We start from the raw sequence: 12,673 nt of genomic DNA, 5'->3' as shown, positions 1-12,673 counted from the left end.
GCCGCGCACGACGGTTTCGCAGCCGGGTTGTCAGGCGCAGGGTGTGGCCGTTCACAGGTCCGCGCCTGTCAGACTGGGGTCGTGACAGCCGAGAATCCTGCATCGAACCAGAACAACGATCCGGCGCCGCGCTCCCGGGAGCTGTTCGACCGCGCGCTCGCGGTGACGCCGGGCGGCGTCAACTCGCCGGTCCGCGCCTTCCAGTCGGTGGGCGGGACCCCTCGGTTCATGGTGCGCGGGCAGGGCGCCTACCTCTGGGACGCCGATGACAACCGGTACGTGGACCTGGTGTCCTCGTGGGGGCCGATGGTCAACGGCCACGCCCACCCGGACGTCGTCCGCGCGGTACGGGAGACCGCGCAGCACGGCCTGTCCTTCGGCACGCCGGGCGTGGGGGAGATCGACCTGGCGCAGGAGATCATCGACCGCGTCGGACCGGTCGAGCAGGTCCGGCTGGTCAACTCCGGCACCGAGGCGACCATGAGCGCGGTGCGGCTGGCCCGCGGTTTCACCGGTCGGCGCAAGGTCGTCAAGTTCGCCGGCTGCTACCACGGCCACGTCGACTCGCTGCTGGCCGGAGCCGGTTCCGGTGTCGCCACGCTGGGCCTGCCCAGCTCGCCCGGGGTGACCGGCGCGCAGGCGGCGGACACGATCGTGCTGCCGTACAACGACCTCGACGTCGTGCGCCGGGCGTTCGCCGAGCACGGCGACGACATCGCGTGCGTGATCACCGAGGCCGCCCCGGGCAACATGGGCGCCGTCCCGCCGGTGGCCGGGTTCAACGCCGGGCTGCGGGAGATCACCTCCGACGCCGGTGCGCTGCTGGTGATGGACGAGGTCATGACCGGTTTCCGGGTGTCGTCCGCCGGCTGGTACGGCGTGGACGGCGTCGCCGGTGACCTCTACACCTTCGGCAAGGTGATGTCCGGTGGGCTGCCCGCCGCCGCATTCGGCGGCCGCGCCGACGTGATGGCTCGCCTCGCCCCCTCCGGCCCCGTCTACCAGGCCGGCACGCTGGCCGGGAACCCGATCGCGGTCGCCGCCGGGCTGGCGAACCTGCGCGCCGCCGACGCCGACGCCTACGCCGCGCTGGACCGCAACGGCAAGCGGCTCGGCGACCTGCTCGGCGAGGCGCTGACCAGCGCGGGCGTGCCGCACCAGGTCCAGTTCGCGGGCAACATGCTCAGCGTCTTCTTCAGCGAGACCCCGGTGCGCGACTACGAGCAGGCCCAGGCCCAGCAGACCTGGCGGTTCCCGGCGTTCTTCCACGAACTGCTCCGGCGGGGCGTCTACCCGCCGCCGAGCGCGTTCGAGTGCTGGTTCGTCAACGCCGCCATGGACGACGAGGCGTTCGAGATCATCGCCGACGCCCTGCCGCACGCGGCCCGGGCCGCCGCCGCAGCGGAGGCGGGCGCATGAGCGGCGAGCGGACCGTCGTGCACTTCCTGCGCCACGGCGAGGTGCACAACCCGGAGGGGGTCCTGTACGGGCGGCTGCCCGGGTACCGGCTGTCGGACCGCGGCGAGCGGCAGGCGAAGGTGGTCGCGGAGTTCCTGGCGGACCGCGACATCACCCACGTCGTGGCGTCCCCGCTGCAACGCGCGCAGCAGACCGCCGAACCGGTCGGCGCGGCCTTCCAGCTCGACGTCGCCACCGACGACCGGCTCATCGAGGCGGGCAACCTCTTCGAGGGGTTGAAGGTGTCGGTCGGGGACGGCGCGCTGCGCTCGCCGAGCCACTGGCCGAAGCTGTGGAACCCGTTCCGGCCGTCCTGGGGCGAGCCCTACCTGGAGATCGCGCACCGCATGCTCGGCGCGGCGCACCGCGCCCGCGCGCGGGCGGCCGGGCACGAGGCGGTGTGCGTGTCGCACCAGCTGCCGATCTGGACGTTGCGGCGGTTCCTGGAGGGCAGGCCGATGTGGCACGACCCGCGCCGTCGGCAGTGCGCGCTGGCGTCGCTGACCAGCCTCGTCTTCGACGACGAGGAGCTGGTGCGGATCGCCTACGTGGAACCGGCGGGCGGGACCGATCCGAAGGTGACAGGAGCATGAAACGACTGTTGGCCCGCCTGGCCGTGGCGGCCGCGGCGGCGGTGCTGGTCGGCGGCTGCGCGACCCAGGGTGACGACGCGGTCTCCAAGCAGGGCGGCGAGTTCACGTTCGTCTCGCCAGGCGGGCAGACCAGGCTCTTCTACCAGCCCGACGAGCGCGGTCACGTCTCCGGGCTGGGTGGCGAGAGCCTCACCGAGTCCGGCAAGCGGATCTCGCTGGACGACTTCCAGGGCAAGGTCGTCGTGCTCAACATCTGGGGCTCGTGGTGCGGGCCGTGCCGGTCCGAGGCCGATGACCTCCAGGCCGTGCAGGACCAGGCCGGGCCGCAGGGCGTCCAGGTGCTGGGCATCGACGTGCGCGACGACCGCAGCGCGGCGACGGACTTCCACAACGACCGCCGCCTGACCTACCCGTCGATCTACGACCCGGCCGGGCGCAGCCTGCTGGCGCTGCGGCAGTTCCCGCGCGCCACGGTGCCCGCGACGATCGTGCTGGACCGCCAGCACCGGGTCGCCGCGATCTACCTGACCCAGGTCGTGCAGAGCGAGCTGCTCCCGGAGGTCCAGAAGGTCGCCGCCGAGCACTGACCCGGCTGGCGAGCACCTCAGAGCCTGTCTTTGAACTCGTTTTGAGTGGCGGTGCAAGTGGCGAGACCGCTCACCGAAAGAGAAAGCGGCTGGCGCCGCTTACCACGCCCCGCCGGAACCGAGTTCAAGGACAGGACTCAGGGTCGGGTGTAAGTCCGGCCACACCGCCAGGCCGCGTTGGTCTCGAAAGTCCGGGACCAACGGCCCTGGCAGGTCCGGTTTCCGCCTGCGCAGGGCCTTCGACCAGGCATGATGTGGGCGCGTTCACCGAGCCCGGTGCCGGGTGGTGCTCATGGCGCCCCTACCCTCGAAGCGTGAACCCCACCGAGCTCGCCGCGTCCGGCCCGCTGCTGCTCGCGGCCGGCGTCGCCGCGCTCGCCGGGGCCTTCAGCTTCGCTTCCCCCTGCGTCGTGCCGCTGGTGCCGGGCTACCTGGCGTACCTGGCGGGCGTGGTGGGGGCCGACGCGCCCCCGGTCGACGCGGCCGAGGCCGAGCAGGTCCGCCGGGGTCGTTGGCGGGTCGCGGGAGCCGCGTTGCTGTTCGTGCTCGGGTTCAGCGTCGTGTTCGCCGCCGGTGCGCTGCTGCTGCTCGGGCTGTCGGACGCGTTGCTGGCCAACGAGGACGTGCTGCAACGGGTCGGCGGTGTCGTCACGGTCGCGATGGGCCTGGTGTTCCTGGGGCTCGTCCCGGCGTTGCAGCGCGACGTGCGCGTGCACCGGGTGCCGAGCGCCGGGATGTGGGGAGCGCCGCTGCTGGGCGCCGTGTTCGGCCTGGGCTGGACCCCGTGCCTGGGGCCGACGCTGATCGGCGTCATCTCGGTGGCGGCGGGCACCGAGGTCAGCGCGGGCACCGCGGTCCGCGGGATCCTGCTGGTCGTCGCCTACTGCCTGGGACTCGGGGTGCCGTTCGTGCTGCTCGCGCTGGGAGCCCGCTGGGCCGTCCGGAGCGCGGGCTGGCTGCGCAGGCGGGCCCGGGCGATCCAGATCGCGGGCGGTGCACTGCTGGTGGTGGTGGGCCTCCTGCTCGTCACCGGTTTGTGGGGAGAGCTGATCGCGTTGCTTCGTGGACCGATCGCCGGCTTTGAGACGCCGATCTGATGCGTAGTCAGCTGGCCACCGCACTCGCCTTCCTGCGCAACACCTGGCGCGGGTTGACCTCGATGCGCACCGCGCTGGTGCTGCTGTTCCTGCTCGCCCTGGCCGCGTTGCCCGGCGCGCTGATCCCGCAGCGGTCGCTGAACCCGGGCGAGGTGGACAAGTACTTCCGGGAGTACCCGAACCTGGCGCCGGTGCTGGACAAGATCGGCGCGTTCGAGGTGTTCGGGTCGGTCTGGTTCGCCTCGATCTACGTGCTGCTGTTCATCTCGCTGATCGGGTGCCTGCTGCCCCGGTGCTGGCAGCACTACAAGGCGCTGCGCGCCGAACCGGTCCGCACGCCGCGGAACCTGGCCCGCATGCCGCACCACGCCGAGACCACTGTGGACTCGTCCGTCGACGAGGTCGTGGCGGCGGCGCACCGGCGTCTGAAGGGCTGGCGGAAGGTCGAGCGCGAGGAGGACGACGGCTCCCGCTCGATCAGCGCGGAACGCGGGTTCCTGCGCGAGGTCGGCAACCTGGTGTTCCACTTCGCGCTGATCGGCCTGCTCATCGGCGTGGCGGGCGGCAAGTTCTACGGCTACGAGGGCCAGGTCATCGTGATGGCCGACGGCTCCGAGTTCTGCAACGCCGGCACCTACAACTACGACTCGTTCCGGGCCGGCCTGCGGGTCGACGGGACCCAGCTGGACCCGTTCTGCGTGCGCGTGAACGACTACCACACCCGGTACCTGCCGACCGGGCAGGCCGTGGACTTCCGCGCCGACCTGCAATACCAGTCCGGCGACGACCTGCAGAACGACGCCTGGCGCCCGTACCTGCTCCAGGTCAACCACCCGCTGCGGACCGCGGGCGACCGGGTCTACCTGACTGGCAACGGCTACGCGCCGAAGTTCACCGTCACCTTCCCGAACGGCCAGCGGCGCACGCAGGTCGTGCAGTGGCAGCCGGTCGACCCGACGACGATGCTCTCGCAGGGCGCCACCAAGTTCGACCCGCCGGGCGTGCAGGACGAGCGGCAGCGCAGGCAGAACCAGATCGCCGTGACCGGCCTGTTCGCGCCGACGGCGAACTACAGCGGGACGCTGCTCAGCTCCGGGTTCCCGGACCTGCTCGATCCGACGGTGGCCGTCGACGTGCTGCGCGGTGACCTGGGTCTGGACTCCGGCCGGGGGCAGTCGATCTTCAGCGTCGATCAGTCCATGGTGGCCAACGGCAGGCTCAAGCGCGTCGCCCGGCAGAACCTGCGGGTGGGCCAGGAGGTCCGCCTCGACGACGGCACCACGGTGCACTTCGACGGGGTGCAGCGCTGGGTCAACCTGCAGATCTCGCACGACCCGTTCGAGGCGTGGGTGCTGTTCTTCGCGATCACCATCGTCTTCGGCATCGGGACGTCCCTGATCATCAAGCGCCGCCGGGTGTGGGTGCGGGTCCGGCGGCACCCGGAGGACTCGGCGCGTACCGTCGTCGAGGTCGGCGGACTCGCCCGCACCGACCAGGCCGGCTATGGCGAGGAGTTCACCAGGCTGGCCGCGGATCTGCTCGGCACGCAGGACGATGGCTCGCCGCAGTCGAGTGCGGTCGCCGCTGGAGCGCGCGGAAGGAAGAACTGATGCCGGTCAACCAGACGCTGGCGACGTACAGCGACATGGCCTACGCCACCTCGGTGGTCATCTACATCGCCGCGATGTTGCTGTACTTCGGCGAATTCGCCTACGGCAGGGCCCGCAGGGCGGCTCCGGAACGGGAGTCGGTCCTGGTGGGCGCCGGGGGCGGCGAGACGACCAGCAAGCCCGCGGTCGGGCACGTGGCGGAGGCGCCGAAGCGTCCGCTCGCGGAGCGGGTCGGCGGCATGGCCGTGTCCATGACCGTGCTCGGTGCGCTGGTGCACCTCACCTCCATCGTGCTGCGCGGCCTGGCCACCGGCCGGGCGCCGTGGGGCAACATGTACGAGTTCGGCTCGGCGATCTGCTTCGCGGCGGTCGTCGCCTGGACCGTCGTGCTGTTCCGCCAACTGCGCGTCGGTCGTCGCGACGCCACCCCGTCGCAGCTGCGCGGGCTCGGCGGCTTCGTGATGCTGCCGATGATCGTGCTGTTGTTCCTGTCCGGCACGGTGCTCTACGCCAAGGCGGCCCCGCTGCAGCCCGCGCTCCAGTCGTACTGGATCACCATCCACGTGACGGCCGCGGTGATCTCCAGCGGTGCCCTGCTGTTCGCCGGTGTGGCCAGCGTGCTGTACCTGGTGCGCTCCCGGTACGAGAACAACCCGCTCAAGATGGCCAAGGTCGGTTCCCGGCTGCCCACCAGCCAGGCGCTGGACCGGTTGGCCTACCGGACCACGGTCGTCACCTTCCCGATCTGGACCTTCACGATCATCGCCGGGGCGATCTGGGCGGAGGCCGCGTGGGGCCGGTTCTGGGGCTGGGACCCCAAGGAGACCTGCTCGTTCATCGCCTGGGTCGTCTACGCCGCCTACCTGCACGCCCGCGCGACGTCGGGCTGGCGGGGCGCGCGCGCCGCGTGGATCAACATCTTCGGCCTGGCGGTGATGATCTTCAACCTGTTCTTCGTCAACATCGTGGTGGCCGGGCTGCACTCCTACGCCGGACTTCCCGGCTCCTGAGCCGCCCGCTGCGGCTGAGACTTGTCGTCGATCGCCCGGGACCGCCATGCGGCCCGGGCGATCGGCGTTCCGGGGCCTCGGCGACCCATGGTGACGTGCGGGTATATGTGGGACTACGGTGCCTGCTGAGGCGGGCGGATCCCGGCTTGGGCAGGCAGGGCCCGACTCGATGCTTGGAGGGACGGCAACGGTGACCGGACAGTACGAAGGCCCGGGGCCCCGGCAGGAGCCGGGCGCGGCGGACGGTGCGGGCGTCGAATCCAGTGCGTCGACGGGCAACGGGGCCCAGCCGCAGTACCCGGAGCAGGAGACGAGACCGGCTTTCTCGCCGCCGCCGCAGGAACACCCACCACCGTCCTATGTGGACCCCGCGCAGATGTTGGGCAACCAGTCCGGGCCGTACCCCGCGGGCGACGCGCCGCGGCCGTACTACCCGAGCGGTGCGCCGACCGCCCCGGTCCGCAAGGACGCCGCCCAGTCCGGAGCGCAGGCCGCGGCCAACGCCGAGGGGACGCCGCCGCCCGGCGCCTCGGGGCCGCACGCCGTGCCCGGGGCCCAGTCCGGCCCGTACCCGGTCGGCAGCGGCCAGTCCGGGCCCTACGCCGTGCCCGGCGGCCAGTCCGGGCCGCACGCGGTGGCCGGTGGGCAGTCCGGGCCCTATCCGCCGCCGGAGCAGGGTTTCCCGGGTCAGCAGCACCCGCAGCAGGGCTTCGCGCCGCAGCCGCAGGGCCAGCAGCCGTTCGGCCCGGACCTGACCTCGGCGCAGCTGCTCCGGCAGACCAAGCGACCGCCGCAGTCCGGCTGGCGCAAGGCCGTCTACCTGATCAGCGGCAAGACGATCAACCTCGGCGAGAGCCCCGCGGACCGGCGGCGCCGCGAGCTGATCGCCCGCATCAACCAACCGCTGCAGGGCTGCTACAAGATCGCGATGCTCAGCCTCAAGGGCGGCGTCGGCAAGACCACGACCACCGCCACGCTCGGCTCGACGTTCTCGTCGCTGCGCGGCGACCGCGTGATCTCGGTCGACGCCAACCCGGACCGCGGCACGCTGAGCCAGAAGATCCCGCTGGAGACGACCGCGACGGTCCGCCACCTGCTGCGCGACGCGCACCGCATCCGCAAGTACAGCGACGTCCGCGCCTACACCTCGCAGGGCCCGAGCCGACTGGAGATCCTCGCCAGCGAGCAGGACCCGGCGGTCTCCGAGGCGTTCAGCGAGGACGACTACCGGCGGACGATCACGCTGCTGGAGCACTTCTACAACGTGGTGCTCACCGACTGCGGCACCGGCCTGATGCACTCGGCCATGAAGGGCGTGCTCGACGTCGCCGACTCGCTGATCATCGTGTCGTCCAGCTCGATCGACGGAGCGCGCAGCGCATCGGCCACAGTGGACTGGTTGGACGCGCACGGCTACGGGGACCTGGTGTCCCGGTCCGTCGCGGTGATCAACTCGGTGCGCCCGGCAGGCGGCAAGGTGGACGTCGACAAGCTGGCCAAGCACTTCGCGGCCCGCTGCCGCGCGGTCGTGAAGATCCCCTTCGACCCGCACCTGGAAGAGGGCGCCGAGGTGGAGCTCGACCGGCTCGCCGCTCCCACGCGGCTCGCGCTGCTCGAACTGGCGGCCACCGTAGCCGACGACTTCCCGCACGCTCCCGGCCGCCAGCGCAGGCCGTGACGGGGCGAGGAGCGCCTAGCCCTCCTCGCCCGGGCGCGGCTTGCGCTGCTGCTCGCTGATCCGGCGCAGGAAGTCGGGGTCGTCGTCGGGCGGGACCTGGGCCCGGTGCGCATCGCGCCCGGTGAGCGTCGAGGTGTCGGGGCCGAATGCCTTCCACATCAGCACGGCGACGGTGAGCGCACCGATCGCTGCCAGGACATAGATCATCGTGGCCACCTCCAACTGTCCCGCCACCGAGACTAGCGAATCGGACGGGCGATTGTCGTTGCGGAAGGTGACCGACCGGTCACGTTGTCGGGGCGCGTACTTCGGGGGAGGGGGAGCGCGGACCCAGGTGGTGCCTCGGGCCGGTGCGCGAGGCACCACCTGGATCGGCGGTCAGCCGACTCGGGCGATCCGCCGACCGTCGCTCGGCCGCCTCACGCGGTCCGGTTGACGTCGTTGGTCAACTCGGCGAGCAGCGTGCGGACCTCGGACTCGCGGAACCGGCGGTGGCCCCCCGGGGTGCGGATGGAGCCGATCCGGCCCGCGGTCGCCCACCGCGTCACGGTCTTGGGATCCACCCGGAACAGCGCTGCGACCTCACCCGGGGTGAGGAGCTGCTCCTGACCATTCTGCCGAGACGGCTGGGTCGTCGCGGTCACAGGTGACCTCCAGTTGGCGAAGATGTTTATTCGGGCATTCCGGTCGCATCCTGGCACTAGGATGGTCAGGTACTCGAACATTTGGGTTTAGGTAAAGGGAAGGTAAGGGACGAAAGCGGCGCTTCGGGCAGTGCGCTGTTCCCGCCGCCACAGTCCCCCTCGACCTCGTGCGGGTGTCCTCTACCCTGGACGACGTGCCGGAACAGCAGCAGGCCGAACGCGCCGACCAGGCAGAGCAGTCCTCGCTGGGGCGGGATCTCGCGCTGTACACGGTCGCCCGGCTGGGCATGGTGGTCGTGGTCGCCGGGGTGCTCGTGCTGCTCGGTGCTCCGCTGCTGGTCGCCGCGGCCGTCTCCGTCATCGTGGTGATGCCGCTGTCCATGCTGGTCTTCGGCGGCCTGCGCAGGCGCGTCGCCACCGGCATGGCGGAGCGGGCGGCCGAGCGCAAGTCCCGCCGCGACCACCTCCGCGCCCAGCTGCGCGGCGAGGCCGACGCGGACGAGCAGTGACCGCCAGCGTCGACCGGTCCTGCGCCCGGACCCGCGCCTGGACGAACGAGGCGGTGCGGATCATCGAGGCCGATGCCAACCGCAGCGCCGACACCCATTTGCTGCGCTATCCGCTGCCCGCGGAGTGGGGTATCGACCTCTACCTCAAGGACGAGTCAACACATCCGACTGGTTCGCTCAAGCACCGGCTGGCCCGATCGCTGTTCCTCTACGCGATTTGCAACGGTTGGGTGACCGAAAACACACCGGTGATCGAGGCTTCGTCCGGTTCGACGGCGGTGTCGGAAGCCTATTTCGCCCGGATGCTCGGGCTGCCGTTCATCGCCGTGATGCCCCGTTCGACCAGTCGGGAGAAGGTGGCGCTGATCGAGTGGCACGGCGGGCGCTGCCACTTCGTCGACGAGCCCGGCGCCATCTACACCGAGTCCCGCCGCCTGGCCGCCGATCTCGGCGGCCACTTCATGGACCAGTTCACCCACGCCGAGCGGGCCACCGACTGGCGCGGCAACAACAACATCGCCGAGTCGATCTTCGAGCAGCTCGCGCTCGAACCGCACCCCGAACCGACGTGGATCGTGGTCGGCGCGGGCACCGGGGGCACCAGCGCGACCATCGGCCGCTACCTGCGCTACCGGTGCCACGACACGCAGCTCGCGGTCGTCGACCCGGAGCATTCGGTGTTCTACGAGGCGTGGTGCGACGCCGACCCGGCCAAGACGGCCGACCGCGGCTCGCTGATCGAGGGGATCGGGCGACCCCGGGTCGAGCCGTCGTTCGTCGGCCAGGCGATCGACCGGATGGTCAAGGTCCCGGACGCCGCCTCCATCGCCACCATCCGCTGGGTCGAGCGGGTGCTCGGTCGCCGCGTCGGCGGCTCCACCGGTACCAACCTGTGGGGCGTGTTCGGCCTCGTCTCGGAAATGCTGCGCGCGGGCAGGCGGGGCAGCATCGTCACGCTGCTCTGCGACGGCGGCGAGCGCTACACGCACACCTACTACGACGACACCTGGGTCGCCGACCGGGGACTCGACCTCCAGGCGCCGCGCGCGGTCCTGGACCGCTTCCACGCCACCGGTGAGTTCCCGGCAGACTGAGGGCCCCGCGGACGAGGAGGAAGGTGTGCCGGTGAGGCGTCTGGGCTGGATCCCCGTGCTGGTCTGGCTGCTGTCCTCCTGCGCCCAGCCGCCGACGGGCGCCCCGCCGTCCGCGCAGCCCTCCAGCCCCGAGCGCACGCCCGCCACGACGGTCGCCCCGTCCATCACCAGGGACGTGCCGCCCGAGCAGCGCCGGCGCCTCGCCGACGTGCCGCAGCTCTGCGACCTCGTCAGCCCGCAGGAACTCGGCGAGCTCGCCTTCCCCGTCGACCCGGGTCGACCGCGCGACACCGGCTTCAACCCACCGGTGCGCGGCTGCACGTACCAGGAGACCAACGGCTCGCGGTCGGTGCTGATCGGCCAGCAACCGACCGGCTACGCCGCGCTCGGGCGCACCGAGGTCGAGCTCGGAGCCGTCCCCGGCACGCGGACGCTGAACGCCGGTGACTGCACGGTGTTCGCCGGTGTCTCCGGCGCCGTGCTCCAGGTCTCGGTCACCGCGGACGAGGCCACCTCCGAGCAGTGCGACGCGGCGCAGGGCATCGCGCAGTACGTGCTCGCCGGACTCGTCGTCTGATCGGGCACGGGTTACGAACCGGGCGTGGTGCGGCTCTTTCCGAGCGAAACCGCCCTCAGGAACGGGTGAGTCCTGTTAGGAATCTCTGGGACACGCACCACGGGAGGGTGACATGCCGGACCACATGCAGGTCGCCCCGGAGGAACTCAAGGGCTTCCAGGGGCTGCTCGAACGCAACGCCGGGCACTTCAACAAGATCAACTCGTACGCGGCGGACGTCGCCTCGGACACCAGCGGATTCACCGGGCTGATGATGGCGCTCGTCCCGGCCGTCGAGGGCATCACCGCGCTGTACGGCGAAACCCTGGAGTTCGCCAACAAGATGCTGCTGCGCGTCAAGGACGAGATCGGCAACGCCGAGGCCGACTACCGCAAGGTCGACGAGCACATCACCGGCGTGCTGCGCGGCATCGAAGCGGACCTTGAGAAGATGAAGATCTGAAGGAGTCGGGGCACATGGGGGCATACCAGGACGTCGAGAGCCTGGACAACGCGCTCGAAATCAAGCACATCGAAGCCAACAAGGAATCGCAGGAGCAGGCGATCGAGCAGGCCGGTTTCCAGGTCCAGGTCGTCAACTGGGTCTACGAACAGGTCACCGGCGAGAACCTCGTCGAAAGCCTCATCCGGCCCATCGCGGGTGATTTCAGCCGCATCGAGCAGAACGCCAAGGCGTGGGAGGGAGTCGGCAAGGCCCTCCAGGCGGTCCGCAAGAACCTGAACAACGGGATCAGCGAACTGCGGGAGCACTGGCACGGCAGTGCGGCCAACGCCACCGAGGCACTGCTCGTCACCAGCTGGACCGTCGCCCTGGAAGCCGACGCCAAGCTCGCCCAGCTCGTCGGGAAGGCGTTCACCAAGGCCGCCGACTTCTCCAGGAAGATGTGCGACAAGGCGCTGGACCTCATCAAGCAACTGGTCGACCGGCTCATCGAAACCGCAGCCACGGGCTGGATTCCGGTCGCGGGCTGGGCGAACGTCGTCCGCAACGTGGAGAAGTGCGTCGAGATCGTCATGGCCGCCAAGGCGATCTACGACGCCCTGACCAACCTCTACAACACGGTGGTGGAGCTGGTCCAGAAGGCGAAGGCCCTGGGCACCGACCTCATGAAGGTCAAGGACGTCCGCAGCCTCGGCGACGCGGTCAACCTCGGCATGGACATCAAGGACGACTACGCGGGCTTCAAGGAGCAGGACGAGAACGTCGGCAAGGCCACCCAGGAGTACGACAAAGCCGTCGAGCACGGCGCGCAGGTGCACCGGCGGACCCGCGCCGAGGGCGGCTACACCAACCTGGCCCGCGGCACCCTGCACAGCGCGAGTGACGCGTCCCGCAATACTGTCGACAGCGCGCGCAACGCGCTTGGAAGGTGACCCGGTGCAGGACGACTGGAAGACGCGGCAGCTGCGAGAAGCCGAGGAACAGCTGGAAACCGCCCTGGCCGACGCGGAAGCCGCACTGTCCGAAGTGGAGCGTTTCAGCGCGTCGCTGCCGGAGATCAAGCTCGGCGACGAGCAGATCGAGCAGATCGAGCAGCTGGTCCGCGAGGGCAAGGCCCCGGACGAGGTCAAGGCGTTGCAGGAGCACATCGACGCCGGGGACCTGAGCTGGCAGGACATCGCCGAGGGGCGGGGACTGGACAACGAGGCCGTGCGAGCGGCTTTCCAGGTCAGCGTGGACCAGATGAAGCGGGCCAAGGAGCTGCTGGACGAGGGGCACGGCATCGACGCCATCATCGACGCCGACCCGAACCGGCCGAGGTCCGCCAACGACCACTACGACGACGAGCCGCCGGACTCGTTCCTGCAGTGAGGG

The 12,673-nt window shown here is 70.7% G+C and carries 15 protein-coding genes; 13 read left to right on the top strand and 2 right to left on the bottom strand.

Annotation, left to right across the window (positions count from 1 at the left end):
* Window positions 1-81 precede the first annotated feature (81 nt).
* The 7 genes from hemL (at window position 82) to NV263_RS28735 (ending at window position 8,033) form a co-directional block, all read left to right on the top strand.
* Window positions 82-1,419 carry a glutamate-1-semialdehyde 2,1-aminomutase gene (gene hemL, locus NV263_RS28765; RefSeq protein WP_263249955.1) on the top strand — a complete coding sequence of 446 codons (1,338 nt, stop codon included), beginning with the start codon at window positions 82-84 and terminating at the stop codon, window positions 1,417-1,419.
* Window positions 1,416-2,051, top strand: a complete 636-nt coding sequence (locus NV263_RS28760) for a histidine phosphatase family protein (protein WP_263249954.1) — start codon at window positions 1,416-1,418, stop codon at window positions 2,049-2,051. Before hemL ends, NV263_RS28760 begins: the two co-directional genes overlap by 4 nt.
* Window positions 2,048-2,638 (top strand): TlpA family protein disulfide reductase, encoded by a 591-nt coding sequence (locus NV263_RS28755; RefSeq protein ID WP_263249953.1) that lies wholly within the window; start codon window positions 2,048-2,050, stop codon window positions 2,636-2,638. The genes NV263_RS28760 and NV263_RS28755 overlap by 4 nt, the downstream gene beginning before the upstream one ends.
* Window positions 2,639-2,952: 314 nt before the next feature.
* Complete coding sequence (locus tag NV263_RS28750) at window positions 2,953-3,735, top strand: cytochrome c biogenesis CcdA family protein (RefSeq protein WP_263249952.1); 783 nt, start codon at window positions 2,953-2,955, stop codon at window positions 3,733-3,735.
* Window positions 3,735-5,345 carry a cytochrome c biogenesis protein ResB gene (resB, locus tag NV263_RS28745; RefSeq protein ID WP_263249951.1) on the top strand — a complete coding sequence of 537 codons (1,611 nt, stop codon included), beginning with the start codon at window positions 3,735-3,737 and terminating at the stop codon, window positions 5,343-5,345. Before NV263_RS28750 ends, resB begins: the two co-directional genes overlap by 1 nt.
* Window positions 5,345-6,355 carry a c-type cytochrome biogenesis protein CcsB gene (ccsB, locus tag NV263_RS28740; RefSeq protein ID WP_263249950.1) on the top strand — a complete coding sequence of 337 codons (1,011 nt, stop codon included), beginning with the start codon at window positions 5,345-5,347 and terminating at the stop codon, window positions 6,353-6,355. The genes resB and ccsB overlap by 1 nt, the downstream gene beginning before the upstream one ends.
* A gap of 190 nt (window positions 6,356-6,545) precedes the next feature.
* On the top strand, window positions 6,546-8,033 hold the full coding sequence (locus NV263_RS28735) for a MinD/ParA family ATP-binding protein (RefSeq protein ID WP_263249949.1): 1,488 nt from the start codon (window positions 6,546-6,548) through the stop codon (window positions 8,031-8,033).
* A gap of 15 nt (window positions 8,034-8,048) precedes the next feature.
* Here NV263_RS28735 and NV263_RS28730 read toward each other — a convergent pair whose 3' ends face one another.
* On the bottom strand, window positions 8,049-8,240 hold the full coding sequence (locus tag NV263_RS28730; protein WP_263249948.1) for a hypothetical protein: 192 nt from the start codon (window positions 8,238-8,240) through the stop codon (window positions 8,049-8,051).
* 212 nt (window positions 8,241-8,452) lie between these two features.
* Window positions 8,453-8,677: a BldC family transcriptional regulator gene (locus NV263_RS28725; protein ID WP_263249947.1), complete on the bottom strand. Its 225-nt coding sequence runs from the start codon at window positions 8,675-8,677 to the stop codon at window positions 8,453-8,455.
* Between the two features lie 194 nt (window positions 8,678-8,871).
* Between NV263_RS28725 and NV263_RS28720 the strand changes: the two genes are divergently transcribed.
* From NV263_RS28720 to NV263_RS28695, 6 genes are all read left to right on the top strand, one after another.
* A complete protein-coding gene (locus tag NV263_RS28720; protein ID WP_263249946.1) occupies window positions 8,872-9,186 on the top strand; it encodes a DUF4229 domain-containing protein in 315 nt (104 codons plus the stop codon).
* On the top strand, window positions 9,183-10,280 hold the full coding sequence (locus tag NV263_RS28715) for an L-cysteine desulfhydrase Cds1 (RefSeq protein WP_263249945.1): 1,098 nt from the start codon (window positions 9,183-9,185) through the stop codon (window positions 10,278-10,280). The genes NV263_RS28720 and NV263_RS28715 overlap by 4 nt, the downstream gene beginning before the upstream one ends.
* Before the next feature lie 25 nt (window positions 10,281-10,305).
* Window positions 10,306-10,857, top strand: coding sequence for a DUF3558 domain-containing protein (locus NV263_RS28710; protein WP_263249944.1), 552 nt, complete (start codon window positions 10,306-10,308; stop codon window positions 10,855-10,857).
* 112 nt (window positions 10,858-10,969) lie between these two features.
* Window positions 10,970-11,299: a hypothetical protein gene (locus NV263_RS28705; protein ID WP_263249943.1), complete on the top strand. Its 330-nt coding sequence runs from the start codon at window positions 10,970-10,972 to the stop codon at window positions 11,297-11,299.
* A gap of 14 nt (window positions 11,300-11,313) precedes the next feature.
* Entirely contained in the window at window positions 11,314-12,231 is a 918-nt protein-coding gene (locus NV263_RS28700) for a WXG100 family type VII secretion target (RefSeq protein WP_263249942.1), read from the top strand.
* Window positions 12,232-12,235: 4 nt separating this feature from the next.
* Window positions 12,236-12,670 (top strand): hypothetical protein, encoded by a 435-nt coding sequence (locus tag NV263_RS28695; protein ID WP_263249941.1) that lies wholly within the window; start codon window positions 12,236-12,238, stop codon window positions 12,668-12,670.
* The last annotated feature ends 3 nt before the right edge of the window (window positions 12,671-12,673 follow it).

The organism is Saccharopolyspora rosea (genome assembly GCF_025643595.1).
GTDB classification, from domain to species: domain Bacteria; phylum Actinomycetota; class Actinomycetes; order Mycobacteriales; family Pseudonocardiaceae; genus Saccharopolyspora; species Saccharopolyspora rosea.
This window is presented reverse-complemented; position numbering and strand designations above follow the sequence as displayed.

Excerpts from the sequence above, each read along its gene's own strand:
- NV263_RS28760 (WP_263249954.1), top strand. The coding sequence starts at position 1,416 with ATGAGCGGCGAGCGGACCGTCGTGCACTTCCTGCGCCACGGCGAGGTG.
- NV263_RS28755 (WP_263249953.1), top strand. The coding sequence starts at position 2,048 with ATGAAACGACTGTTGGCCCGCCTGGCCGTGGCGGCCGCGGCGGCGGTG.
- resB (WP_263249951.1), top strand. The coding sequence starts at position 3,735 with ATGCGTAGTCAGCTGGCCACCGCACTCGCCTTCCTGCGCAACACCTGG.
- ccsB (WP_263249950.1), top strand. The coding sequence starts at position 5,345 with ATGCCGGTCAACCAGACGCTGGCGACGTACAGCGACATGGCCTACGCC.
- NV263_RS28730 (WP_263249948.1), bottom strand. The coding sequence starts at position 8,240 with ATGATCTATGTCCTGGCAGCGATCGGTGCGCTCACCGTCGCCGTGCTG.
- NV263_RS28705 (WP_263249943.1), top strand. The coding sequence starts at position 10,970 with ATGCCGGACCACATGCAGGTCGCCCCGGAGGAACTCAAGGGCTTCCAG.
- NV263_RS28700 (WP_263249942.1), top strand. The coding sequence starts at position 11,314 with ATGGGGGCATACCAGGACGTCGAGAGCCTGGACAACGCGCTCGAAATC.